The following is a 26,340-nucleotide window of genomic DNA, read 5'->3' as shown; positions in this document are numbered from 1 at the left end:
TCATTGATTAAAATTCAATTTTTAATGGTTGATAAATCAATCTGCTTATCATGGCAGTTATGGATTAATTAGTGTGATAACCACCTGTTACGCCATAAGTTTCGGCTGTAGTATAACTGGACTCTTCACTTGCTAAATGTACATACACGCCACACAGTTCAACAGGTTGACCAGCGCGTTGTAAAGGTGTTTGTTTACCAAATTCTGGAATCGCTTCACTTGGCTGCCCACCACAAATTTGTAATGGTGTCCAAACAGGGCCTGGGGCTACACAATTCACACGAATGCCTTTACTTGCCAATTGTTTAGCCAGTCCACGAGAAAAGGCAATAATAGCAGACTTGGTTGAAGCATAATCAAGAAGATTTCCACTCGGTTGGAATGCTTGAACTGATGATGTAGTAATGATTGTTGAGCCTGGTTTTAAATAATTTAACGCCGCTTTAACTACCCAAAATAATGAAAATACATTTATTTCAAAGGTTTTTACAATTTGCTCAGTGGTCAATTTAGCAATATCTTCAACTGCAGTTTGTTTGCCAGCAACCAATGTTAAGTTATCTAATCCACCAAGCTTATCATGCGCTTGTTTAACCAGTTTTTTACAAAAAGATTCATCACTTAAATCACCTGGAATCAATACCGCTTTGCGGCCAACAGATTCAATTACTTTAGCAACATCCTCAGCATCCTTTTGTTCAAACGAAAGATAGTTTATTGCTACATCAGCGCCCTCTTTAGCATAAGCGATTGCCGCAGCACGACCTATGCCAGAATCCCCACCGGTTACTAACATTTTTCGACCAGCTAAACGTTGGTGCCCTTGGTAACTTTTTTCACCGCAATCAGGAATGGGTTTCATATCACATTGTAGCGCGGGCGCGGTTTGTTTTTGCTTTTGAAATTTTGTGTGGTGATATTTTGTCGTTGGATTATAAATTTGTTCACTCATCGTTTTTTCTCCTAAGTTAAATACGTTTTTTACAAATCAAAATAACTTTAATAAAATCATTAAGATAAAACAAAATACTATTTCGAAAAATTATGCAGTAAATAAATTAAATATATGTGATGGTAAAACTTACTATTTGTTTTTATATCATCACCCTCATGTAGGAATGGAATATTGGGTGAATTGTTATAGATAGCTATCCTTGGCAGGTTAATAGGACCGTGAATAATATTAAACGTTGAATTATTTATTGGTGAAATATTATTCTATTTTAGTCTAGCAAATAAATTGATATTAAGCCAGATATAACCAATTACATTAGCTTGTTATTATTTGAATTCGTCAGTTTGTTAAAACTAAAAATATTGTCTATAAGCATAAATATACTATCTCTCTTTCTGTGTAGAAATTAGACGTGACCGATTTAATCTTCGTCACAGTCATCAGGTTGTAATTCAACGATGATTATTTCTTGATCATCAATATAATAATGATAATTTGCACCGTTTGGAAAAAAATGTTTTAGCTGTTTCACTTCGTCATTATCACTACAATAAGTTCTAAGTAATTTATCCCGAATCGTATCTTGAGTCGTTGGTAATAAGAGAGCATATTTAGACATATCTTTTACTTCGTATTTATAATTAATAACGTCATCTTCTTTGTAAATATCAACCAAAGTGGTAAGTGCATCAACAAATATGGGTAATTTTTTTTTAACAGGATTAATGACTAAATCATCAACCGTGTTATTTTCCTTTGGTGATGAACTAGCATTATTATTCTTATTTGAAGGTGAATTTTTTTTCTTGTTATCACAATTAATTAACAAAAAACACATTAATAGCAAAGGAATTATCTTAAAATTCGTCATAGTTGTCTTTCCCTTTAAATTACTGAATAACCGATACTTTTGTATATAAATTTTATGCAGTCTTCTTTGAAAAGATAATGAAGAACGTTAGAAAATATTGTTAATAAAACAGCAATGAAACATCGCTAAAATGGCGTATTAATATGATTAAAAAATAATTATTAGAATTACTTAGTTTTGATTCTGAAATAATGTTTAATTAAAAATAACGTTTAACACGCTATCGTTAATCGATAAAATCACTGCTTTATAATTTGTGACTAAGCTAAAAGTTAACTATAAACGACTATTATTGATGTGTGACAAAAAATTTTTTACTGTTTAAGCTAATCTTATATTAATCTATTTTTATTTCATTGAATAGAGACAACAATTCAATTAATTGATCGTACTAGCTGACGTTATTGTTACCACGTTTGAGCAGAATTTTTCATAAGCTATACGCATTGATTAAAAAAAAGTTGCACTTTTTTTAAAAACGAGTATTTTGTTAAAAATAACTTTTTGAAAATGACATAATTTTAATATATAAGCTTATGAACTTTTTACGTAAAAACGTCCTCATTAATATCCTAGTCAGCGTGGTCATTATTCCTGCGCGGGGGCGTTTTTCGATGTAAAAATATGTTCATACATAGAATTAAAACCCCCGCCCCCAAAAGCGGGGGTTTTTTTATGAATAATAAACGAGCAGAATAGAATAAGTGAGGAAGAAATGTTAGGAACACAGTGGATAGTAAAAACCTTAAAAGAAAAAGGCGTAACTACCGTTTTTGGATATCCTGGTGGACAAATTATGCCTCTTTATGACGCGCTTTATGATGGTGGTATTGAACATGTTTTATGCCGCCATGAACAAGGCGCTGCTATGGCAGCCATAGGCTATGCCAGGGCCACCGGTAAAATTGGCGTTTGTATTGCAACATCAGGACCAGGGGCAACCAATATCATTACCGGACTTGCTGATGCGTTGATTGATTCGGTACCGATTGTTGCGATAACAGGACAAGTTCCAAATAAACTAATAGGTACCGATGCATTTCAAGAAGTGGATGTTTTAGGATTATCATTAGCTTGTACTAAACACAGTTATTTAATTGATCAAGCAGAAAACTTACCCAATATTTTAGAAGAGGCTTTTTATTTAGCCAATTCAGGCAGGCCAGGACCAATACTTATTGATGTTCCTAAAGATATTCAGCTTGCAGATCTTAATTATCAAAAATATTTATCGCCAATCACAACTCATCTTAATCTTAATAATACTTCAAAATCCAATATCTCTCCTGCTGACATTGAACTCGCTAAAACCATGATATCCCAAGCTAAAAAACCTATGCTATATATTGGGGGTGGAGTTGGTTTATCTGGCGCGATTGACGAGCTTAGACAGTTTATGAATTTTACTCAAATACCGAGTGTATCAACACTTAAAGGTTTGGGCGCGGCTGATATCAATAATCCTTATTATTTAGGGTTAATTGGTATGCATGGTTCAAAAGCAGCTAATTTAGCTGTGCAAGAGTGTGATCTATTAATTGCTTTAGGCGTAAGATTTGATGACCGGGTCACGGGCAATTTAAATGAATTTGCTCGGCATGCCAAAGTGATTCATATTGATATTGATCAAGCTGAAATTAATAAATTAAAACAAACCCACTTAGGGTTACAAGGTGATATAAAAAGCGTTCTACCATCAATTCATCAAGCTGTTGCAATAGGTGACTGGCATAACAAAATCCAAGAATTGAAAAACCTATATCCCACTCGCTATGATCATCCAGGCGATCCAATTTATGCACCAGCATTATTAAAAACGCTATCTGAGCGAAAGTCGCCAACTACAATTGTAACAACTGATGTCGGTCAACACCAAATGTGGACAGCACAACATATGCAGTTTAATGATCCCAAAAATTTTATTACTTCAAGTGGACTCGGTACCATGGGATTTGGATTACCTGCGGCAATTGGCGCTCAACTAGCCAGACCTAATGACAGTGTAATTTGTATTTCTGGTGATGGTTCTATCATGATGAATATTCAAGAACTCACTACAATTAAACGCAAAAAGTTACCGATAAAAATTGTTTTAATTGATAATCAACGTTTAGGTATGGTAAGGCAATGGCAAGAGTTATTTTTTAACCAACGCTATAGTGAGACTAATTTATCTGATAATCCCGATTTTTTAATGTTAGCCAAAGCATTTGATATAACTGGTGAAAAAATAACAAAAAAATCTGAAATTGAACCAGCAATAACTAACATGCTAAATTCGCCTAATGCTTATTTATTGCATGTTTGCATTGATGAATTAGAAAACGTTTGGCCATTAGTACCACCTGGTGCATCTAATGAAAATATGTTAGATAAAAAGGGAAACAATAAATGATGAGTGAAAGAACGAAACAGCAGCTATGCATTAAAGCTTATGACAATTTAGGGGCACTAGAGCGTATTTTACGTGTCATACGTCATCGTGGTGCGCATATTGAAAACTTAACAATGCAAATTGAAGATCAACATATTTTTGCCTTAGTGTTGACATGCACCACCGAACGCAGCGTTGCAGCTTTATGCAATCAAATTAACAAATTAGTGGATGTTATTTCAGTTGAAATATGAATTTGTTTCATCGATAACTGTCGATGAAATAATAATTAAAAATAATATAGATATATTTAGAAAGTTAAACAAAGTTAATAGTATAATGCTTGACCTTTAAAAGAATAAAGATAAAGCAACATACTTGCTTAACAAAAAGTAAAATTGAGAGGAAAACAAAATGGGTACTACAGCGAAATCTGATTATATTTGGTTGAATGGTGAAATGGTTCCATGGGCTGATGCAAAAATACATGTCATGTCTCATGCTTTGCATTATGGTACCTCTGTTTTTGAAGGTGTGCGTTGCTATAACACACATAAAGGCCCAGTTATCTTTCGTCATAAAGAACATGCTCAACGATTATTAAATTCAGCCAAGATTTATCGTTTTCCTGTCCCTTATACGCTAGAAGAGATCATGGAAGCAACTCGCCAAGTCATCAAAAAAAATAATCTTGAAAGTGCATACATCCGCCCTTTAGTCTTTATTGGTGATGTTGGCATGGGCGTTATTCCACCAGCCGGCTACAAAACCGACGTGATGATCGCGGCGTTTCCATGGGGCGCTTATCTTGGTGAAGATGCCTTAGAACAAGGTATTGATGCAATGGTATCATCATGGAATCGTTTTGCACCAAATACCATCCCAGCAGCGGCTAAAGCGGGGGGTAACTACTTATCATCACTACTTATCGGATCAGAAGCTCGAGCTAATGGCTTCCAAGAAGGGATCGCGTTAGACGTAAACGGTCAGCTTTCTGAAGGTTCAGGCGAAAACTTATTTATCGTCAAAGACGGCATACTATTTACCCCATTACTATCATCATCCGCCCTACCAGGGATCACCCGTGATGCTATCATCAAACTTGCACATGATCTTGGAATTGAAGTACGTGAACAAACGCTTTCACGTGAATCACTATACCTTGCTGACGAAGTATTTATGACAGGTACCGCGGCCGAAATCACACCAGTACGTAGTGTTGATCGAATCCAAGTTGGTATTGGTCGTTGTGGCCCAATCACAAAACAAATCCAACAAACTTTCTTTGGTTTATTTAACGGTAAAACCGAAGATAAATATGGTTGGTTAGATCCAGTTAAATAAACGTCATTTTCTAATCCACTAATTCATTTTAGTGGATTGGCTTTTTAAAGTTACGATACAAAATTATCAACCGATAGGAATCGGTCGCTTACATAAAAAAATTGGGAGCAAGAAATGCCTAAATATCGTTCAGCCACCTCTATAGAAGGTCGCAACATGGCGGGTGCCCGTGCCTTATGGCGTGCAACAGGCGTAAAAAATGAAGACTTTGGTAAACCTATTATTGCGGTGGTTAACTCATTCACACAATTTGTACCGGGGCATGTTCATTTAAAAGATATAGGTCAACTGGTAGCAAAAGAAATTGAAGCATGTGGTGGCATTGCTAAAGAATTTAACACAATTGCTGTCGATGACGGTATCGCCATGGGTCATGGTGGGATGCTTTACTCACTGCCATCACGAGAATTAATTGCTGACTCTGTAGAATACATGGTTAATGCCCATTGTGCTGACGCCATGATCTGTATTTCAAACTGTGACAAAATCACACCAGGCATGTTAATGGCATCACTTCGTTTAAATATTCCAACGGTGTTTGTGTCTGGTGGTCCAATGGAAGCAGGAAAAACTAAACTTTCAGATCAAATTATTAAGTTAGATTTAGTTGATGCCATGATTCAAAGCGCAAATCCAAATGTCAGTGATGCTGATAGTAAAGCCATTGAGGAGTCTGCCTGTCCAACTTGTGGTTCATGCTCGGGCATGTTCACCGCAAATTCTATGAACTGCTTAACTGAAGCTTTAGGACTTTCATTACCGGGTAATGGATCGTTAGTTGCAACGCATAAACAGCGCGAACAGCTATTTTTAAAAGCAGCTAAACGCATAGTTGAAATCACGAAACGTTATTATGAACATGATGATGAATCTTACCTTCCGCGTTCTATTGCAACCAAATCGGCTTATGAAAATGCCATGTCTCTTGATATCGCTATGGGGGGTTCAACCAACACGGTGTTACACTTACTTGCCACTGCGCAAGAAGGTGAAATCGACTTTACTATGTCTGATATTGATAGATTATCTCGTAAAGTCCCGCATTTATGTAAGGTTGCGCCAAGTACAGCGCTGTATCATATGGAAGATGTACATAGAGCCGGCGGTGTTGTCTCTATCTTGTCTGAACTTGATAAAGCTGGATTACTAAATCGTGATGTTCACAATGTATTAGGACTCTCTTTACACGAAACCTTTGCACAATATGATATCACCCAAACCAAAGACGAATCAGTGAAAAAAATGTATCGAAGCGGCCCTGCCGGTATTCGTACAACGAAAGCATTTTCACAAGATTGCTATTGGGATAGTTTAGATGATGACCGTGTAAATGGCTGTATTCGCGACAAAGAACACGCTTATAGCCAAGATGGAGGTCTTGCCACACTTTATGGTAACCTTGCAGAAGATGGCGCAATTGTTAAAACAGCTGGCGTTGCGGCTGAAAACTTAGTATTCCGCGGCCCTGCTAAAGTTTACGAAAGCCAAGAAGATGCGGTTGATGCAATCTTGGGAGGGCGAGTTGTTGAAGGTGATGTAGTTGTAATCATCTATGAAGGACCAAAAGGTGGGCCTGGCATGCAAGAAATGCTTTATCCGACTAGCTATTTAAAATCAATGGGATTAGGCAAAAAATGTGCACTTATTACTGATGGCCGATTTTCTGGCGGTTCTTCAGGTCTATCCATTGGTCATATTTCACCTGAAGCGGCTAATGGTGGGTTAATAGGATTAGTCCGTGATGGAGACATTATCGATATTGATATTCCAAACCGTAAATTAGTGTTAGATGTTCCTGTATCTGAACTTGAAAGACGTCGAGTGGCTGAAATGGAACGTGGCGATAAAGCCTTTACGCCTCATGATCGCGATCGCTATGTATCATTTGCCCTTAAAGCCTATGCGAGTTTAGCAACAAGTGCCGACAAAGGTGCGGTTCGTGATAAAAGTAAATTAGGTGGCTAATGTGAAAAAAGAAGAGAATAAGCTCACTGGTGCAGATTATCTAAAAGCGACACTTTGTTCAGCAGTCTATGATGTTGCACAAGTGACCCCGCTTGAAAAAATGGAAAAGATTTCTTTAAGGTTACATAACCAAATTTTTGTTAAACGGGAAGATCGCCAATTAGTCCACAGTTTCAAAATTCGTGGTGCTCAAGCTATGATAGCAAGCCTGACCGAAGAACAACGTAAACGAGGTGTAATTGCAGCATCTGCTGGTAATCATGCACAAGGCGTTGCGCTATCGGCGAGTAAATTAGGGATAAATTCCCTAATTGTGATGCCATTAACTACCGCTGACATTAAGGTAGAAGCGGTAAAAGGTTTTGGTGGTGAGGTATTACTTTATGGCGCCAATTTTGATGAAGCAAAAGCCAAAGCAATAGAGCTGGTTGAAGAACAAAATCGCGTCTTTATCCCGCCTTTTGATCACCCCTTAGTGATTGCCGGACAAGGAAGTATTGCTATGGAGTTACTACAGCAAAATGCTAAACTCGATCGCATATTTGTCCCTGTTGGAGGCGGTGGACTTGCTGCGGGCATTGCAGTATTAATTAAGCAAATTATGCCTTCAATCAAAGTGATTGCGGTTGAACCAGAAGATGCCGCATGTTTAAAAGCGGCTCTTGATGCAGGTAAACCTGTTGATTTAAATCGAGTAGGCTTATTTGCTGAAGGGGTTGCCGTTAAACGAATAGGCGATGAAACATTTAGACTTTGTCAACAGTACATTGATGATATTATCACTGTCGATAGTGACGAAATTTGTGCAGCGGTAAAAGATTTATTTGACGATGTACGCGCCATTGCCGAACCGTCAGGTGCTGTGGCGCTAGCGGGATTGAAAAAGTATGTTGCCAAGCACAATATTTGTGGCGAAAACCTAGCTCATATTTTATCTGGAGCTAATTTGAACTTTCATAGTTTGCGTTATGTATCAGAGCGCTGTGAACTAGGTGAAAAACGCGAAGTCCTTTTAGCTGTGACGATTCCAGAAAAGAAAGGTAGTTTTTTGAAATTTTGCCAACTGTTAGGTGGACGTTCAGTCACTGAATTTAATTACCGTTATCATGATGAACAATCAGCATGCGTTTTTGTCGGTGTTAAAATTACCAAAAGTGACGAAAAAGATGAAATTATGCAGGAATTAATTTCTGCTGGTTATGCCGTAGTTGACTTAACCGATGATGAAATGGCTAAATTACATGTTCGATATATGATTGGCGGCAAACCATGTAAACATATTGAAGAACAAGTATACAGTTTCGAATTTCCTGAATCACAAGGCGCACTTCTTAAATTCTTGCAAACATTGGGCACAAATTGGAATATTTCAATGTTCCATTATCGCAGTCATGGCACCGATTATGGAAGAGTGCTTGCCGCTTTTGAAATCGATGAAAGTAGCTATAATCAGTTTAATCAACATTTAACCGAATTGGGTTACGATTTTCATAATGAAACGCACAACCCATCACTCAAACTTTTCCTCACAAATCAATCGTAATTTTTACTAAAAATAAGGATTACCCAAAAATTATTGGGTAATCCTATTAAGATAACATTAAAGTATATTTGCTTAAATATAACTTATTTTAACAGTAACAAATAAAAAATTTAGCCAAATTTTAATTGTCTATTTTAAAGTAAAAATATCATCTTTTGCCTATTGATTCCCCTAATTATTCAGTGCATATTAGTAGAATGTTTATACAACAATTTTTCAAGTCTAGTTGGAATGTGAATAGGGATATTTATCTTCTAATTCATTAATATTAATCAATAGGATATAACTCAATTTTGTTAATTATCATAGATGAAAATAGTTATTTTCATCTAATGTTTATGCAAAAAGATGAGTTAAAAAAGTAACACTTAACAACATAAGGATAATTCATGATAAAAATTGCAGGTGCCCGTAAATTTTATTTATGGCTAGTTGCCATTATTTTATTAGCGAGCGGTTTATTTTGTACAATTTATGGATTTAAATTGATCGCACTAGGCGGTAGCTGGTATTTTGCGATTATGGGATTAGTACAAATAATCACTTCGCTTTTATTATTTAGACAAAGTACCAAAGGGGCTTGGCTATATGGTTTAGCTTACGCATTAACCTTAATTTGGGCTTTATATGAGGTTGGCTTACAATTCTGGCCGCTCTTCTCGCGCTTAATGGTATTTACAGGTTTTGCAATGCTTATTGCATTTGCCTATCCAATGCTTGAGAAAAAAGAAACTGGCGATACGACTGCTGGTAATGGCGGTTATAAATTGGGGATATTTATTTTAGTCTTAATGGGCATTGCGCTTGGCTTTATGTTCAAAGAACACAATGTTATTACAAATCCCGTCCCTTTAGCCAATAATAAACTCGATCCGAGTGATGCGCCTATAGATTGGAAGCAATATGCTAATACGACTAAAGGCACGCGTTTTTCAGGTGCAGATCAAATCACTAAACAAAATGTTAAAGATCTCCAAGTTGCTTGGACTTATCACACAGGTTATATTCCTTCTAATAGTGGATCAGGTCCAGAAGACCAAGAGACACCTTTACAAATTGGCGATAATGTCTATTTATGTACACCAACAAATGTTGTTATCGCATTAGATGCTGATAGTGGCGAACAAAAATGGCGTTATGATCCTAAAGCGACTTCACCTAACTGGCAACGTTGTCGTGGATTAGCCTACTATGAAGACCAAAAAACGTTAGACGATGCCAGTAATAATGCAAAAGCGTGTTCGGCACGTATTATCATGAACACAATTGATGCTAGGTTGATGGCGATTGATGCAAATACCGGTAAATTGTGTGAAGATTTTGGTGAACAAGGCGTTGTTGATCTGAAAAAAGATATGGGCGATATTCCTCCGGGTTATTATGAGCCAACAGCGGCCCCTTTAGTAGCGAAAGATGTGATTGTTGTTGGTGGCCGCGTTGCTGATAACTTCTCAGTTAATGAGCCAGGTGGCGTTGTTCGTGCTTTTGATGTCCATTCAGGCAAATTAGTTTGGGCATGGGATCCAGGCAATCCAAATATTACTGATGTTCCGCCAGCTAATGAAACCTATACACGCGGCACAGTAAACGTCTGGGCGACGACAGCTTATGATCCAGAACTTGATCTTGTTTATGCACCAACAGGGAATGCAACACCTGACTTCTTCGGTGGCTATAGAACAAAATACGATGATGAATATAACTCATCAATTGTTGCGCTAGACCGTAAAACGGGACAAATTCGCTGGAAATTTAGAACAGCACATCATGATTTATGGGACTATGACTTACCATCACAACCTTTACTCTACGATATTCCTGATGGAAAAGGTGGCGTTACAAAAGTTATTGTCCAAACAACAAAATCAGGTCAGATCTTCATGTTAGATCGTCAGACCGGTAAACCTGTTGCTGAAGTTCAAGAAAAACCTGTAGCAAAAGGTGATGTAGCAGGTGAATATTACTCCCCTACTCAGCCATTCTCAGTAGGTATGCCATCAATTGGTAACGAAACCTTGACTGAATTTGATATGTGGGGTGCGACACCTTATGATCAATTACTCTGCCGAATTGACTTTGCCGGTTCTGTCTATCATGGTTTATTTACACCACCGAATATGACCAAAACGCTGCAATATCCAGGATCTTTAGGTGGCATGAACTGGGGCAGTGTCGCGGTTGATCCACAAACCAACTTAATGTTTGTTAATGATATGCGAATTGGTTTAACTAACTGGATGATCCCTCAAGATAATATCCCTAAAAATGCTAGCGGTATTGAAATGGGTATTGTGCCACAAAAAGGAACGCCATTTGGTGCGATGCGTTTAAGATTTACCTCTGCCTTAGGTGTTCCATGCCAAAAACCACCTTACGGAACCATGACAGCCATCGATCTTAAATCTCGACAAATTGTATGGCAAAAACCTTTAGGTACAGTCATGGATACAGGTATTTTAGGCATCCCAATGCATTTACCTGCGCCAATTGGCATGCCAACCATCGGTGGACCAATGGCAACTAAATCGGGTCTATTATTCTTTGCTGCAACGCAAGACTTCTATCTTCGAGCATTTGATTCTGTGACCGGGGAAGAAATTTGGAAAGCACGTTTACCCGTCGGTAGCCAAGGTACACCAATGACCTATGTATCACCTAAAACAGGTAAACAATATATTGTCATCTCAGCAAGTGGAGCAAGACAATCACCAGTTCGTGGCGATTATGTTATTGCTTATGCTTTACCTGATAAAAAATAGTTGTTAGCTAAAATAGTTTTAGCCTCATAATAACTGCCATTATATCGTATAGTTTTATCGATATAATGGCAGATAAAATAAACTATCAGCGAATTTATTAAATCTAAACAGTTTAATTCAACTATGGTATTTAACTAAAACACAGACCTTTTTTAAACTGATTGGCGAAATAGCCGCTATCACAAAATCTATTTTCGATTATTTCTATAATTTTAAACAATTCTCCTATTGCTAACTACTTCAATATCGATCAATAAAATAAATATGAATTTTTTGTTAAAAGTCATGTCCTAATTTGAATGAATAGTAATTCGAATAAATCATTGCAGAAATGATAAACTTATCACCTTATAATGACATAGTCTTTACTGCACAAATTGTGAATCTTTAGTGATAAAAATGGATTTTATAGGAAATGAAAAAAATAGTTTCAAGCTTATGTATAGCGGTATTTTGTTGTTTTACTCTGTGTAATACGCATATGGTGTTTGCCAATAATAACGCTTTAAATTATAACCAACGTGAGCATTTTGATTCCTTTGCTGACTTCTATCAAAGTTTACCGATATTATCCATGCCTATTGATAGCAAAAATATCAGCACCGGAAAATATGTTGATAGTAAATTTTTTCATTTCGATGATGATGATTATCGCTATTATGATAAACCAACTGTTCAAACCGACAATTATTTTACGCTAACAGATCTAAAAGCGATTGGTCGCTTTGAAATGGATGATATCAAATTTATACTCTATGATTTAACTTTTGATAGTATAGGCGAAGGTATCAACGAAGATATCAAATTAATTAATGCTTTTGACAAAAATGGAAAATTTCTAGATGAATTAATGATAGCGGGAAAAACTGGACATGAAGATCACTTGTTTTTCTTTTCATCCACGATTAAAGATCAACTATTTCATATTAAACTAGACGCAGTTTATGAACTTGGTTATGTAGCAGAAGTTAAAGACAATATCTATCAATATAAACAAACGATTAATTTAACTTATCAATTTCATGACAATCAATTTTACTTACAAGCCCCTCCTGTTAACTGTCAAACTAAAAATTTAAAGCAATATTTGAATAAACTTACCAAACAACAGTTTGCCGATGTTGCTGATATCGTGGCTTTTAGCAACTATATTGATTGTTATCCGGTATCCGAAAATTTGCAAACATATAAACAAATAGCTAATTATATTAAAAATTCTATTCATTATTTTCTAAGTTCTGCTGAATTGAAAACATTACAAAAAAAAATTGGTATTATTGAGGATTAAGTATGTGTTTACCTACTTTTAAATATCATCCCAACGCTTATCAGCTAGATATTTTTAGTCAAAAAGATGGGATTTGCTCGGTTTGTCATAAAATTCGTTCAATAAAATATGACTTACCGCTTTACAGCCAAGAAAAGCCTGAATATATCTGTCCATGGTGTATTGCTGACGGTTCTGCGGCAAAAAAATATCACGGTCAATTCAATGATGATAACAGTATAGATGAGCTGCCGCCTGAAAAGCTTGACGAGCTCATATTAAAAACACCCAGTTATTCATCATGGCAGCAAGAAGTATGGTTAACGCATTGTAATGAGCCTTGTGCATTTATCGGTTATGTCGGATTTGCAGAAATTATTCCCTATTTTGATGAGATTAAAGATGATATTGATTACCCAGAGGAGTTATTAAGAACGTCATTATCCAAAGATGGCTCACTGACTGGTTATCTATTTGAGTGTGTTCAATGTGGTAAGAAAAGATTGCATATTGATTGCAACTAAATAGCTATACACCATTTTCATGAAGTTAATTTACCCAATCATCAAAAATCAAATTGTACAAAACGATGAAGCCGATTTATCAATCGGCTTAAAATAGAATCAGACAACACGCTTATTGATATCGCTCTGTTGCTGATAAAGGTATGGCATAAAATAGAAACCTAATAAGATTAATTAATATGTCGAATATAACCTTTCACAATATTAATGCTTTTATCAAACAGCTGTTTCTCGATTTCGTTAAAGTCAAGTTGAATCACTTTTTTAATCCCATGTTGATCCAAAATTGCCGGTACCCCTATAGCGACATCTTTATAGCCATACTCCCCATCTAAAACACAGCTAAGCGCTAAGGCTCGATGGCTATTAGTAAAAATATGCTGACAAATTTCAGTAATGGTACTAGCGATACCATATTCAGTACAATGCTTATATTTAACGATTTCAAAACCTTTATTTTTTGCTTTAGTCCCAATATCAACAAAATCAATTTTATTTTTTTCAAGTTGATTAAGATTAATACCATAAACCGAAGAATGCGACCAAACCGGAAATTGCGAATCACCATGCTCACCAACTATAAAGGCATCGATGCTTTGTGGTCCTATATCCATTTGCTCACCTAGTAAGCGACGTAATCGCACGGTATCAAGCCAAACTCCTGTACCAATAACTCGATGACGAGGTAAACCTGATAGTTTCCAGACTTGATAAGTAATTGCATCACAAGGATTGGTTGCTATCAAAAAAATACCCTTGAAGCCATTTTTCATCATATTCGGCACAATACTTTCCACAATTTTAGATGTGCCTGCAAGCTCCTCATCACGGCTTTTTTGTGCTAATCCTGAAGTTACTGTAATAATCGCAATATCAATATCAGCACAATCGGTCGATTCACGCAAACTCACTTTGATCATATTTTGCCGATAAGCTGCTGCATCCAAAAGATCTTGAGCATGACCATAGGCTAAATCTTTATTAAGATCGACCAGCGCTATCTCTTCACATATGCCACGATTAACAAAAGTATAAGCGGTTGTTGAACCCACATTGCCAACACCAATAATCATCACTTTACGAAGTTTCATCTTTAACCTACCTAATTTTAGTTTAAAAATTTCACAATTAGATTTAGTTATACTCCTGTTTTTTTAAGATTCAAGATGTTACAAGTAAGATTTAATGTTAGTTGATTGTAAAAATAAATGATGACTAATTCTTGAACAACTTTTTTTTCATTGCTAAAATCATCGACAATCTTAAAAGGAAGGAAAAACAATGAAAAAAAAAATCATTATAGGATTTGGTGTTAGTTTAGTTACACCTTTAACCGCAATGGCAATAAATTTATCAGGTAATCAAACTTTTACTGAAGAAGTCAATATACCATCAACCCATAATTATAATGAACTTGAAGGTGAACTTAATTCAGGCATTGATATATTGAAAAATAGTCAAACTATTTTTGAGAAAAACGTTAACATCAATTTACAACGGAATAATGATTCAAACTCAGATTCAAATATTTCCGGTATTTCAACCAGCTTTGATGGTAATTCCACAACAGTATTTAATGGTGATTTAAACATAGATGTAAAAGGTTTTAAATTTGATGCAATAAGTATATTCAATAATTCAGTTATTGAAGTTAATGGAAAAACAACATTAAATATAGATCACAAAGACAATTCAAATGCAATTTCAATGATTGATGGGATTTTAACACTAAATGGAGAATCAATAATAAATGGTGATCTTAACGTTCAAGAATCAGGAAAATTAATCATTAAAAATAAATCGCAAATAATTGGTCAAGTAGAGGCTTATGATGGTGGAATAGTCGAATTATATTTAGCTGATGGTTCTAAATTTTTAGGATCCGCATATAGTAACGCTGAGATTGATCCAATTGATGGCGTTGATTCTCTAGCTGGTAAGATTATCATTGATCTTGCTAAAAATGCAAATTGGGAAATTGATGAGGATGGTTCCTATATCACGCAATTATCAGGTGCGGGGTCGGTTACATTTGATCACAATACTCAGGCTCGATCGCCTTCTTTCAAAAATTTAACTGTTGAAAACCTAAAAGGTGCATTAAATTTCACAATGAGTACCGATATCGCTGCTGAAAAAAGTGATAAACTCATTATCAAAAACTCAGCTGAAGGCCATCACACTCTTAATTTGATTAATAATGGCTCTTCAAAAACCACAGGACAAGAAAAATTAACATTGGTAGACATTGATGAAAATGCAACCAGCACCGCTGAATTTAAAACCGATCATCAAGTTGAGTTAGGTGGATACAAATACCATTTAACTAAAGATGGAAATAATTGGGTATTAGTGAGTAATGGCACTGTTACTAATACAGATAAAAATGATAATAACACAAGCTCAAAACCACAAATTACAACAACAGCAAATGCCAGTGCTGGATTCCTTAATGCCAACTATTTAATGAGTTATGTTGAAACACAAACATTACTGAAACGATTAGGTGATATGCGGAATAGTGGTACGTTTGGCGATGTTTGGTTAAGGGGCTTTTCTGGAAAATTAGATTCATTTTCGAGCGGAAAATTAAGTAAGTTTGACATGAATTATCATGGATTCCAGTTCGGTGCCGATAAACAGTTATCAGAAAACACACCGTTTGTTATTGGTGCCTTTGTTGGCCAAACTTATGGTGATCCTGACTACCGTAAAGGCGACGGCTCTTTAAGATCATTTAATACAGGGTTTTATACAACGTATTTAGATGAAAGTGGTTTCTACCTAGATGGTGTAGCAAAATATGCACGTCAAAAAAATCATTTCAAAGTGAAAGATACTGCTGATAATCGCGTTCAAGGTACCGGTCATACCAATGGACTTGGCGTATCATTAGAGCTAGGTAAAAAATATCAAATTAACAATTTTTATATTGAACCACAAACGCAAATCGCTTATAGCCACCAAAATGGTACATCAATTAATGCAACCAACGGGCTTAACGTCAAATTAGGTAACTATAACTCATTAATTGGTCGTGCTTCTGCATTGTTTGGTTATCAAGTCAATACTGAAAATAGCAACATTAATCTTTATGCTAAAACAGGCATTGTTCGGGAATTTGATGGCGATACTTACTACAAACTAAATGGAAATAAAGAGAGCCATTCATTTGAAGGAAACTGGTGGAATAACAGCATAGGTGTAAGTGCTCAAGTTAATAAAGCACATACTATTTACCTTGATGTTGAAAGCTCTACGGGTAATCGATTTAATTTACTACAAGTGAATGGTGGTTACCGTTATTCTTTTTAATCTAACCAGACCATAAAGCCGCATTATAATATGAAAACTAAAAATCACATTCTAAATCATATGAATGTGATTTTTATCTCAATAAATCAGCAAGTTTCTTACCGTATCATCTATTGCTCAAATAGAGAACATAGTCTGCTATTTTACAACGTTTTTATTTAGAATGAATTCATATAGATAAATGGGGAAATATTTATTCCCGCTAAGTAAAAATAATTTGACATTTATTATTTAAATGATAATAATTCTCATTAACATTTAAATAATAATATTTATGTAAAAAAAGATAACTATTTCTAATGATTATATCAGATATAACAACTCACGACTTTGTTACTATTTAATTGATTTCTAGTATGTTATACAACAGGAGCTGATAATGGAATTTAATTTATTCAATAACAATAATAAAACAGTATTTAGGACGATACTGTCATCGTTAATTATAATTGCTGGACTATTTTGTTCAGCCCAAGCAGCCGAAAAAAAATTTAAAGTCGTGACAACTTTTACCGTGATCCAAGATATGGCTAAAAACGTCGCCGGTGATGCCGCTGATGTTGAATCGATTACAAAAGTGGGAGCCGAAATCCACGAATACGATCCGACACCACAAGATATTACTAAAGCCCTTTCTGCTGATTTAGTATTATGGAATGGTCTTAACTTAGAATTATGGTTTAAACGTTTTTTTGAAGATATTAAAGATGTGCCCTCTGTTGTAGTTACTGAAGGGATTGAACCGATGCCAATTCAAGAAGGTAGTTATAAAGGTAACCCAAATCCTCATGCTTGGATGTCTCCGACACTTGCTTTAACTTATATAGAAAATATTCGCGCAGCGTTTGTTAAATATGATCCTAAACATGCTGATATTTATAACCAAAATGCAGCTGACTATATTGCCAAGATAAAAGCGCTTGATGCTCCACTGCGTGAACGTTTAACTAAAATTCCTGATGCTCAACGTTGGTTAGTAACCAGTGAAGGGGCTTTTAGCTATCTAGCTCGAGATTATAATCTAAAAGAAGCTTACTTATGGCCCATTAATGCAGAACAACAAGGAACACCAAAACAAGTTAAAAATCTTATCGACTTAGTCAAAGCAAAAAACATTCCTGTATTATTTAGCGAAAGTACCATTTCAGATAAACCAGCAAAACAAGTAAGCAAGGAAACCGGTGCCAAATATGGAGGCGTTTTATACGTCGATTCTTTATCAACAAAAGATGGGCCTGTACCTACATATATTGATTTATTAAAAGTTACTGTTGAAACAATAGCTAAAGGATTTGAAAAATAATGACTCAAATTTGCCTAAATGTTGATGATATTACCGTGACTTATAATAATGGTCATACCGCAATTCATGATGCCAGTTTTAAGCTCAATGGCGGCACTATATGTGCCCTTGTTGGCGTAAATGGAAGCGGTAAATCGACTTTGTTTAAAAGTATTATGGGAATAATCAAACCAACTCAAGGACGCGTAACATTTAATAATATTCCAGTAAGGCAGGCATTAAAGCAAAATATCATTGCTTACGTTCCACAGACTGAAGAAGTTGATTGGGACTTCCCCGTTTTAGTTTCTGATGTTGTGATGATGGGACGATACGGGCATATGTCTTTTTTTCGTATTCCGAGTCAGGAAGATAAAAAACAAGTTGATATTGCACTTGAACGCGTCAATATGCTTGATTTTAAACATCGACAGATTGGTGAACTTTCCGGTGGGCAAAAAAAACGTGTTTTTTTAGCTCGAGCATTGGCTCAGCAAGGAAAAGTATTGCTATTAGATGAACCCTTTACCGGTGTTGATGTTAAAACAGAAAATGCAATCATTGATTTGCTTAAAGCGCTACGTAAAGAAGGGCATTTAATTTTAGTTTCAACCCATAATTTAGGCAGTGTGCCTGAATTTTGTGATCAGGTGGTGTTGATTAATCAAACTGTTCTGGCATTTGGTCCAACTAAAACCACATTTACTCCTCAGAATTTAATGACAACCTTTGGTGGTGCATTACGTTATTTAAGTCTATCTGGTGCTCAATTACATGAAGACGAAGATCCGCGTAAAGTATCGATACTAACCGATGACGAACGTGCAGCGATTTTTTATGGTGAAGGTAAGGATGATTCACCTCATCAAAATTTACTTGTTGAACAGCAAGGTAATGAACCAAAAGGACAACAATAAATGGAATTCCTACTTGAACCTTTTACTTATAGCTTTATGTTTAAAGCCATTTGGGTAAGTAGCATTGTAGGGGCCGCCTGTGCGTTTTTATCGGCTTTTTTAATGCTAAAAGGCTGGTCACTAATGGGGGATGCACTTTCCCACTCAGTAGTACCAGGTGTTGCCGGTGCCTATGCTCTTGGGCTACCCTATTCTGTCGGCGCTTTTTTTACAGGATTACTTGCCGCACTGGCCATTATTATTGTGCGCACCATTACTCGATTAAAAGAAGATGCAATTATTGGTTTTATCTTTTCTACTTTTTTTGCTGTCGGCCTGTTAATTATTTCACTCAATCCAACTTCCGTTAATGTGCAAACTATCATTTTTGGTAATATTCTTGGCATTGACGATAGTGATATGTGGCAAGTACAAATTATCATCTTAGTGTCATTTATACTATTACTGTTGTTTTGGAAAGATTTGTTAGTTGTTTTCTTTGATGAAACTCATGCCAGATCAATTGGTTTAAAACCCTTACAATTAAAAATTCTTTTTTTCACTATTTTAAGTGCTTGCACAGTAGCCGCTTTGCAAACGGTGGGCGCAATTTTAGTTATCGCAATGGTCGTCACCCCTGGCGCAACGGCTTACCTATTAACGAATCGTTTTTCACATCTATTAATTATTTCGGTCGTGATTGGTGCATCAACCAGTGCAATAGGTGCTTGGATTAGCTATTTTCTCAATGGTGAAACCGGTGGTGTAATTGTTACACTACAAACCTTAGTTTTTATGACTGCATTTTTATTTGCACCTAGACAAGGCTTAATTTCTAATAAGCGAAAAATAAAACAATCAAAGTTAAAGAAAGGGGCAAATGTATGACAGAATTATGGGATTTTATCTATTATCCATTAACCTTGCCCCTTATCCAGCGTGCTATTTTAGCCGCCATGGCAACAGGTATAGTTTGTGCACTACTTTCTTGCTTTTTGGTTTTAAAAGGTTGGTCATTAATGGGCGATGCCATCTCGCATGCTGTATTACCTGGGATTGTGTTAGCTTATTTAGCAGGCATTCCAATTATCATTGGTGCATTTGTTTCTGGCTTATGTTGCTCTGTGGCAACTGGCTACATTAAAGAACATAGCCGAATTAAAGAAGATACGGTAATGGGCATTGTCTTTTCAGGCATGTTTGCTTTTGGCTTAGTGCTTTTTTCAAAAGTCGACACATCACAACATCTAAATCATATTTTATTTGGCAGTGTGCTTGGGACAAGTTACGATGAATTAAAACAAATCATCTTAATTGCTGCCACAGTTTCAATTTTAATCATTATAAAACGTCGAGATCTTATGCTATATTGCTTTGATGCAATACAGGCTCAAGTGATCGGATTACCCGTTCGCTTATTACATTATGGTTTGCTCAGTGTGCTTGCTTTAACCATAGTCGGTTCACTCAAAGCTGCTGGGGTGATTTTAGTGATTGCCATGTTAATTTCCCCTGGCATTACTGCATTTTTACTTACTAAACGTTTTGATCTAATGTTGATTATTGCTGTTATCGTTTCGGTATTTTCAACATTGACAGGCACATTGATTAGCTACTATTCAGACGCATCCACCAGTGCCTGCATTGTTATTTTACAAGCAATTATTTTTGTTATAGCACAGGTTTATCGATATGTCGTTAATAAAAGAACACAAAACTAACTGAACTTGCGCAAATGTTTAAAATCAACCATTTGCGCATCTATATTAGCAATATAAAAGTAATTACTCGTCATCCAAATATTTACTTGAATCGGCGTAATTATCAAAGCGCGAAAACTGGCCTTGGAACTTTAATCTAACTTTACCAATAGGACCATTACGTTGCTTACCTAAAATAATTTCGGCAATACCTTTATGCTCTGAAGCCTCATTATAAACTTCATCACGATAGATAAACATAATCACATCGGCATCTTGTTCAATGGAACCTGACTCACGTAAGTCCGAGTTAACCGGTCTTTTGTCTGCTCGCTGTTCCAAACTACGATTAAGTTGTGATAAAGCAACAACAGGAATCTGTAATTCTTTCGCTAATGCTTTTAAAGAACGTGAAATTTCAGCGATTTCTAAGGTTCGATTTTCAGACATATTAGGAACACGCATAAGCTGTAAATAGTCGACCATAATCATACTCAAACCTTTATGTTCACGATAAATACGTCTTGCTCTTGAGCGTAATTCCATAGGGGTAAGTCCCGATGAATCATCAATATAGATATTTTTTTTCTCTAAAAGCAATCCCATCGTACTCGATATTCTGGCCCAATCATCATCTTTCAGCTGACCTGTTCGAATACGTGTTTGATCAACCCGAGAGAGCGATGCCAACATACGCATCATAATCTGTTCTGAGGGCATTTCTAAACTGAAAATCAGCACAGGCTTTTCTTGCATCATTGCTGCATTTTCACACAAATTCATAGCAAAAGTCGTTTTACCCATCGATGGTCTTGCTGCAATAATAATAAGATCTGAACGTTGTAAACCAGCTGTTTTCTTATCTAAATCAATAAATCCGGTTGAAACACCTGTCACTCCGTCGTGTGGACGCTGAAAGAGCTCTTCAATTTTGGCAACCGTTGCCTCGAGCACATCAGTAATACTCTTTGGTCCTTCACCCTGTTTTGTTCGGCTTTCCGCTATTTGGAATATTTTACTTTCGGCTAGATCTAAAATTTCGCTACTATCTCGCCCTTCAGTTGCATAACAGTTATCAGCAATATCATTTGATGCGCTAATCAGTTCACGTAAAATCGCTTGCTGACGAATAATATCACTGTAAGCAACGACATTAATTGCACTTGGGGTATTTTTTGAAAGTTCAGCCAAATAGGCAAATCCGCCAACATCAGCAAGAATATCCTTACTTTCTAAACTTTCCGATAGTGTAATTAAATCAATCGGCGTACCTTTACCGACCAAAGTATGCATTTCTGAAAAAATTAATTGATGATGACGAGAATAAAAATCGCGCTCAGTAATCATTTCAGCCACAACATCCCATCGTTGATTATCAAGCATTAAACTGCCAAGCACGGCTTGTTCTGCTTCAATAGAGTGTGGTGGCAATTTGATATTATGCAGTTTTGATTTTTTTGTTTCTTTATTTTTATCATCTTTACTGGAATTGATATCATCAGTATTCATTGCATTCATCTTTTTAGTTAAATTGGATTAGTTATAAGCAATTATGCTTAATGTAAAAATAATGGACCTAAAAAAGAATTGGGGATCTGATATTCCGATGGATAGTCCACTTGAACCAAATACAACCCTTCCGGTTTTGCTGTTGCAGCAGCGAGTGTTCGATCTTTAGCTTTGAGCAAATCAAGAATCCATTGTGGCTGCTGATTGCCTGCACCGACCTCGATTAAACTGCCTACAATATTACGTACCATATGATGCACAAAAGCATTCGCTTTGATATCCACAATAATATATTCAGCTTGCCTTGTCACTTCAATATGATGAATATTACGCCAAGGGGTTAATGACTGACACTGAGCCGCTCTAAATGATGTAAAATCATTTTCACCTAATAAATATTGCGCAGCTTGATGCATTAATGTTTCATTCAATGGCAAATAATAATGAGAAACACCTTTAGCTAAAATTGCCGGTCGATAACGATGATTATAAATCACATAACGATACCGCCTTGCCGTTGCACTAAATCGTGCATGAAAACTATCATCGACAGCGTGCGACCACCGCACAGCAATATTAGTTGGTAAATGCGAATTCACCCCCATCGTCCAGGCACCGTGTGAACGTTGGGCTTGGGTTTCAAAATGAACCACCTGCCCTGTAGCATGCACACCGGCATCGGTTCTGCCCGCGCAAAAAACGGTAATGGGTTCATTAGCGACAATCGATAAGGCCGTTTCTAACCTTTCTTGAACAGAGTCGTGCGACTGCTGCTTTTGCCAACCAAAATAGTCACTACCATCGTACTCAATACCCAGTGCAATTTTACAGATAGTCATTAATGAGTATCTCGAGGGTCTCTATCAGCATCAATGCGCCTAAATAACGAATATTATCTGCAACTGACCAATATTGAATTTGCTCATAATTACCATAGCTGTGTCTTAGATTAGCTAATTTTATGGTTAATTTATCTTCAGATTCAGTATTGACCTCGGTAACAGGGGTAGGCAAATCATCATTTTGCACTTCGACGCCATAGTCATTAAAACGTGTCATATCTAATTCAATGGGTAAACTACTTGACACATTGACTGATTGCGCAAGCCCATAAAAAACTGGAACAATGATCGATTCAATTGATACCGGCAATTGATAATTATTCATTACTTTGCGAATTTGATTTACTTGTGATTTTTCGCTGAGTGTCAAATGCTCAGTTTGATGAGAAATCGGTAACAAATTAAAGGCTAATTGATTATCAAATATGGCATTTTCAACTGGCATTCCATTTAACAACCGAGCACTCTGCCCCGCTAATTCATCAACCCCTGATTTACCATATAAAGAGGATGGAATGAAATTAGTAACATGCAAATTGGTAAGTAATTCAATATCTGTCAAAGGTGCAATACAACGTAATAATTGGCAGACTGTTGCACTAGCAACAGCAATGATATTTTCATTACGATACTCAGTTAAAACATTATTATTTACCTTAGGAACGACTAAAGGAATATGATCCTCATCGACAAAATAACCACTTGCATCAATCACAATGCAGCCCGATTGCGCTGCTATCTGCGCATACGTTTCACTGGTTTTAACGCCCGCAACAAAAAAAGCAAAATGGCATTGTCCCCAATCCATTTGATTACTATCAACAACCGTTAAATTTTTACCCGAAAAACGTACAATTTCGCCTTCACTATTATCACTGCCAACTAAATAAAGATTTTCAATTTCGAATCGATTAGCTTGTGCTAAGTTATCTTGTTGTAACAATTCAACTAATGCAGAACCAACTTGCCCTGTCGCACCAACAATCGCAATATTCCATGCAGACATATCTTAAACCTAATTAAAAAAAGTATAGGCTATTATACCATTATCTTATCTAAGATAGCGCAAAAGATCATAACAAACATCATGTAGTATTTCTAACCCATTTATGTTTAACCAAAATAGTCTATATAAACTATAGGGTAATGTAATTGTTATTCGCCAACATTGATTAAAATTAATAGTTTTTAATTCTAAAATAGAATTTTAGAATTGATTATTTTTTTATTACTATTACCTTATTTTTATAAATTATTCGGAAAAACGCCTATTAGTAAACGTCATATATCTTTTTAAAAAAGTTAAAACTTTTTATGTTTTCAAAATTGATAGGAAATCATTAATTGTTACCCTATTTTTTGCATAGAGCATATTAGTCCTTCTTCCTTATTACTATTTCAACACCCTAAAAACCACCGACTCATTTTTAAACCATTATTGACCATCTTCATGTTGTGTCTTTTTATTATCCTCTGATAAAGGGTTACCTTCTTCCTTACAAAGCACTTCAGGATCATAATAAAAAAAGTACCACCCATTACCACTTAGGGAAGGTTTTATATATGGATCTGTATCTTGCTGCCAATCAGTTAAAACTTTCCCTTGAGTAATTGATTTATCGATATATTGTTTACTTACAGTAATTAAATTAATATTTTTGACATTTTTCCATCCTAAAAGAGTGAAAATTCTTTCCGCAAGTTTTATATGAGTAGCAATTGAATTTCTCTTAACAATTACTGAAGCCGGTCCGATGAGTAAACCAAGCGAACTAAATCCGATTAAAAGATTTTCGAAAGAAAAGTCTAAAACAAAATAATTCATTAATAATACACAAATGATATAACATATAAATACTATCCAAAACCAAGCTTTAAAAGCTTGATTGCGACCAGCATAACAGAGGGGGATAATAGAAATAATTTGCTCGCTGGGTTTTAACATGGCATAGACTTCATAATAATCATCACGTTTCTCGGCTATCACTTCAACTTGATCACCCTCATTAAATTTATAATAACCCAGCCAACCTTTGAGGGTAATATTATTATTAAGTTGGGCAGTAATGTATTGTGCTCGAAAATAATTACTGCGGTCACCACCATTAGCATGTCCCAATGCTGCAAGTCCCGCTGCAGTATTGCCATTTAACGTAGCAAGTAAAGCACCTTTTTGAAGTTTGGCTTTCTGTTTTTCTTTTTGTGCTTCACTTAAATAAGCGCCATCACCAAGTTGAGCAAAACAAAAAAGCCCTTTAAAATCAGATAGTGTACCTGTTAATTTTACTAAATTTTTAGGTGGCAATGTTGGATCTTCTATTTTGAGTCCTGTTTTTTTTAACACCTGATCTTTATCTTTATAAGTGATATCTTTGCCGTCATATTTTGCATAGCACATATAACACCTCTTATTTTATTTAAATTTATCTAGGGAAAGGTGGATTGATTAAAATTTGCCACTCTGAAGCAGACAAACTGTACTGCCCCTCTCTTTCATATCTTTCTCTTTCTTGTTCAGCATAGTAGTCTTGTAATTGTTGTTTAAATTTTTCAAATATTGCTTTAAGGGCTGTGACTTCATCTTCTAATGTTTTGTAACGTTCAAAATGACCACTTTCTCCATAAATCTGTGATTGACCAAAACGACTTAGGTTCATCCACTCTTCGATCTCATCCGGTTTATTTAATTCATAGTATAATTGGAATAAAAATAAACCTATAGAAATCCAAGGATTTAAGGCAACTGCTAGTATTGATAATAACGCCCTGCCTCCATAAACTACAATAGATCTTATAAGTATTTGTGTTGTTAATTGATTTATTAAAAATACAATACCCCTATCCAATACTTGAATTAAACTACTTTTACCTAACTGAAAAAACAGATCAAAAGTAGATACAGCACCTGTAAATAGCATGGAATAATAAAAGAATTTATCTAATCCTTTTTTACATGGTAAAAAAATCTATATTTTTGTTCATAACCAATTAAGATTTCATGTGGTATATGCTTCTCTATTTTTCCATTCTGATAGATATGATAAGTCACAATGCCTGCTTTAAATTTAAAGTAATTCATAAGGGCAACTGGGTGCATAAACCAAACCTTACCATTTTGGCTTAACGTGGCAGGCGTTGATGATGTTTCGGTTTGTTGCTTTGAGCTGTCTTCTGTTTTATCTTTTTCTGTTTCA

The 26,340-nt window shown here is 35.7% G+C and carries 21 protein-coding genes and 1 pseudogene; 13 read left to right on the top strand and 9 right to left on the bottom strand.

Annotation, left to right across the window (positions count from 1 at the left end):
• Positions 1-64: 64 nt before the first annotated feature.
• Together J3U63_RS09215 and J3U63_RS09210 are read right to left on the bottom strand one after the other, a co-directional pair.
• Positions 65-952, bottom strand: coding sequence for an SDR family oxidoreductase (locus J3U63_RS09215; RefSeq protein WP_267371357.1), 888 nt, complete (start codon positions 950-952; stop codon positions 65-67).
• Positions 953-1,376: 424 nt separating this feature from the next.
• Positions 1,377-1,826, bottom strand: coding sequence for a hypothetical protein (locus tag J3U63_RS09210; RefSeq protein ID WP_267333411.1), 450 nt, complete (start codon positions 1,824-1,826; stop codon positions 1,377-1,379).
• 715 nt (positions 1,827-2,541) lie between these two features.
• Here J3U63_RS09210 and ilvG point away from each other — a divergent pair.
• The 8 genes from ilvG (at position 2,542) to J3U63_RS09170 (ending at position 13,602) form a co-directional block, all read left to right on the top strand.
• Complete coding sequence (gene ilvG, locus J3U63_RS09205; RefSeq protein WP_267348949.1) at positions 2,542-4,221, top strand: acetolactate synthase 2 catalytic subunit; 1,680 nt, start codon at positions 2,542-2,544, stop codon at positions 4,219-4,221.
• On the top strand, positions 4,218-4,454 hold the full coding sequence (ilvM, locus tag J3U63_RS09200) for an acetolactate synthase 2 small subunit (RefSeq protein ID WP_267333409.1): 237 nt from the start codon (positions 4,218-4,220) through the stop codon (positions 4,452-4,454). Before ilvG ends, ilvM begins: the two co-directional genes overlap by 4 nt.
• Positions 4,455-4,614: 160 nt before the next feature.
• A complete protein-coding gene (locus J3U63_RS09195; protein WP_267333408.1) occupies positions 4,615-5,544 on the top strand; it encodes a branched-chain amino acid transaminase in 930 nt (309 codons plus the stop codon).
• A 114-nt stretch (positions 5,545-5,658) separates the two neighbouring features.
• The gene (gene ilvD, locus J3U63_RS09190; protein WP_267333407.1) at positions 5,659-7,509 is read left to right on the top strand and encodes a dihydroxy-acid dehydratase; all 1,851 of its coding nucleotides are present in this window, start codon (positions 5,659-5,661) and stop codon (positions 7,507-7,509) included.
• Between the two features lies 1 nt (position 7,510).
• On the top strand, positions 7,511-9,052 hold the full coding sequence (gene ilvA / locus J3U63_RS09185; protein WP_267333406.1) for a threonine ammonia-lyase, biosynthetic: 1,542 nt from the start codon (positions 7,511-7,513) through the stop codon (positions 9,050-9,052).
• Between the two features lie 389 nt (positions 9,053-9,441).
• Positions 9,442-11,811 (top strand): membrane-bound PQQ-dependent dehydrogenase, glucose/quinate/shikimate family, encoded by a 2,370-nt coding sequence (locus J3U63_RS09180; protein ID WP_065634917.1) that lies wholly within the window; start codon positions 9,442-9,444, stop codon positions 11,809-11,811.
• Between the two features lie 415 nt (positions 11,812-12,226).
• Positions 12,227-13,099, top strand: coding sequence for a hypothetical protein (locus tag J3U63_RS09175; protein WP_267348950.1), 873 nt, complete (start codon positions 12,227-12,229; stop codon positions 13,097-13,099).
• Between the two features lie 2 nt (positions 13,100-13,101).
• Positions 13,102-13,602: a CbrC family protein gene (locus J3U63_RS09170; protein ID WP_267371355.1), complete on the top strand. Its 501-nt coding sequence runs from the start codon at positions 13,102-13,104 to the stop codon at positions 13,600-13,602.
• A 170-nt stretch (positions 13,603-13,772) separates the two neighbouring features.
• Here J3U63_RS09170 and J3U63_RS09165 read toward each other — a convergent pair whose 3' ends face one another.
• Positions 13,773-14,693: an L-lactate dehydrogenase gene (locus tag J3U63_RS09165; RefSeq protein ID WP_267371354.1), complete on the bottom strand. Its 921-nt coding sequence runs from the start codon at positions 14,691-14,693 to the stop codon at positions 13,773-13,775.
• Positions 14,694-14,883: 190 nt separating this feature from the next.
• Between J3U63_RS09165 and J3U63_RS09160 the strand changes: the two genes are divergently transcribed.
• From J3U63_RS09160 to J3U63_RS09140, 5 genes are all read left to right on the top strand, one after another.
• Positions 14,884-16,917 (top strand): autotransporter outer membrane beta-barrel domain-containing protein, encoded by a 2,034-nt coding sequence (locus J3U63_RS09160; protein WP_267371353.1) that lies wholly within the window; start codon positions 14,884-14,886, stop codon positions 16,915-16,917.
• A 379-nt stretch (positions 16,918-17,296) separates the two neighbouring features.
• Positions 17,297-18,220, top strand: a complete 924-nt coding sequence (locus tag J3U63_RS09155) for a metal ABC transporter substrate-binding protein (protein WP_267343507.1) — start codon at positions 17,297-17,299, stop codon at positions 18,218-18,220.
• Positions 18,220-19,116, top strand: a complete 897-nt coding sequence (locus tag J3U63_RS09150) for a manganese/iron ABC transporter ATP-binding protein (protein ID WP_267348953.1) — start codon at positions 18,220-18,222, stop codon at positions 19,114-19,116. The genes J3U63_RS09155 and J3U63_RS09150 overlap by 1 nt, the downstream gene beginning before the upstream one ends.
• Entirely contained in the window at positions 19,117-19,983 is an 867-nt protein-coding gene (locus J3U63_RS09145; protein ID WP_267333397.1) for a metal ABC transporter permease, read from the top strand.
• On the top strand, positions 19,980-20,816 hold the full coding sequence (locus tag J3U63_RS09140) for a metal ABC transporter permease (protein ID WP_267366481.1): 837 nt from the start codon (positions 19,980-19,982) through the stop codon (positions 20,814-20,816). The genes J3U63_RS09145 and J3U63_RS09140 overlap by 4 nt, the downstream gene beginning before the upstream one ends.
• A gap of 63 nt (positions 20,817-20,879) precedes the next feature.
• Here the strand turns inward: J3U63_RS09140 and dnaB are convergent, their stop codons facing one another.
• The 6 genes and pseudogenes from dnaB to J3U63_RS09110 form a co-directional block, all read right to left on the bottom strand.
• Positions 20,880-22,304 (bottom strand): replicative DNA helicase, encoded by a 1,425-nt coding sequence (gene dnaB, locus J3U63_RS09135; RefSeq protein WP_065798771.1) that lies wholly within the window; start codon positions 22,302-22,304, stop codon positions 20,880-20,882.
• A gap of 47 nt (positions 22,305-22,351) precedes the next feature.
• Positions 22,352-23,143 carry a tRNA pseudouridine(38-40) synthase TruA gene (gene truA / locus J3U63_RS09130; protein ID WP_267371351.1) on the bottom strand — a complete coding sequence of 264 codons (792 nt, stop codon included), beginning with the start codon at positions 23,141-23,143 and terminating at the stop codon, positions 22,352-22,354.
• The gene (locus J3U63_RS09125) at positions 23,130-24,152 is read right to left on the bottom strand and encodes an aspartate-semialdehyde dehydrogenase (RefSeq protein ID WP_267366477.1); all 1,023 of its coding nucleotides are present in this window, start codon (positions 24,150-24,152) and stop codon (positions 23,130-23,132) included. The genes truA and J3U63_RS09125 overlap by 14 nt, the downstream gene beginning before the upstream one ends.
• Before the next feature lie 429 nt (positions 24,153-24,581).
• Positions 24,582-25,544 carry a putative type VI secretion system effector gene (locus J3U63_RS09120; protein ID WP_267371348.1) on the bottom strand — a complete coding sequence of 321 codons (963 nt, stop codon included), beginning with the start codon at positions 25,542-25,544 and terminating at the stop codon, positions 24,582-24,584.
• A gap of 25 nt (positions 25,545-25,569) precedes the next feature.
• A complete protein-coding gene (locus J3U63_RS09115; protein ID WP_267371346.1) occupies positions 25,570-26,064 on the bottom strand; it encodes a hypothetical protein in 495 nt (164 codons plus the stop codon).
• 20 nt (positions 26,065-26,084) lie between these two features.
• A pseudogene (locus J3U63_RS09110) lies at positions 26,085-26,340 on the bottom strand (hypothetical protein); the annotation flags it as partial.

It is taken from the genome of Gilliamella sp. B2838, assembly GCF_026536185.1.
In the GTDB taxonomy this organism is placed as follows: domain Bacteria; phylum Pseudomonadota; class Gammaproteobacteria; order Enterobacterales; family Orbaceae; genus Gilliamella.
The sequence above is the reverse complement of the archived record's forward strand: the minus strand, read 5'-3'. Positions and strand labels throughout refer to the sequence as shown.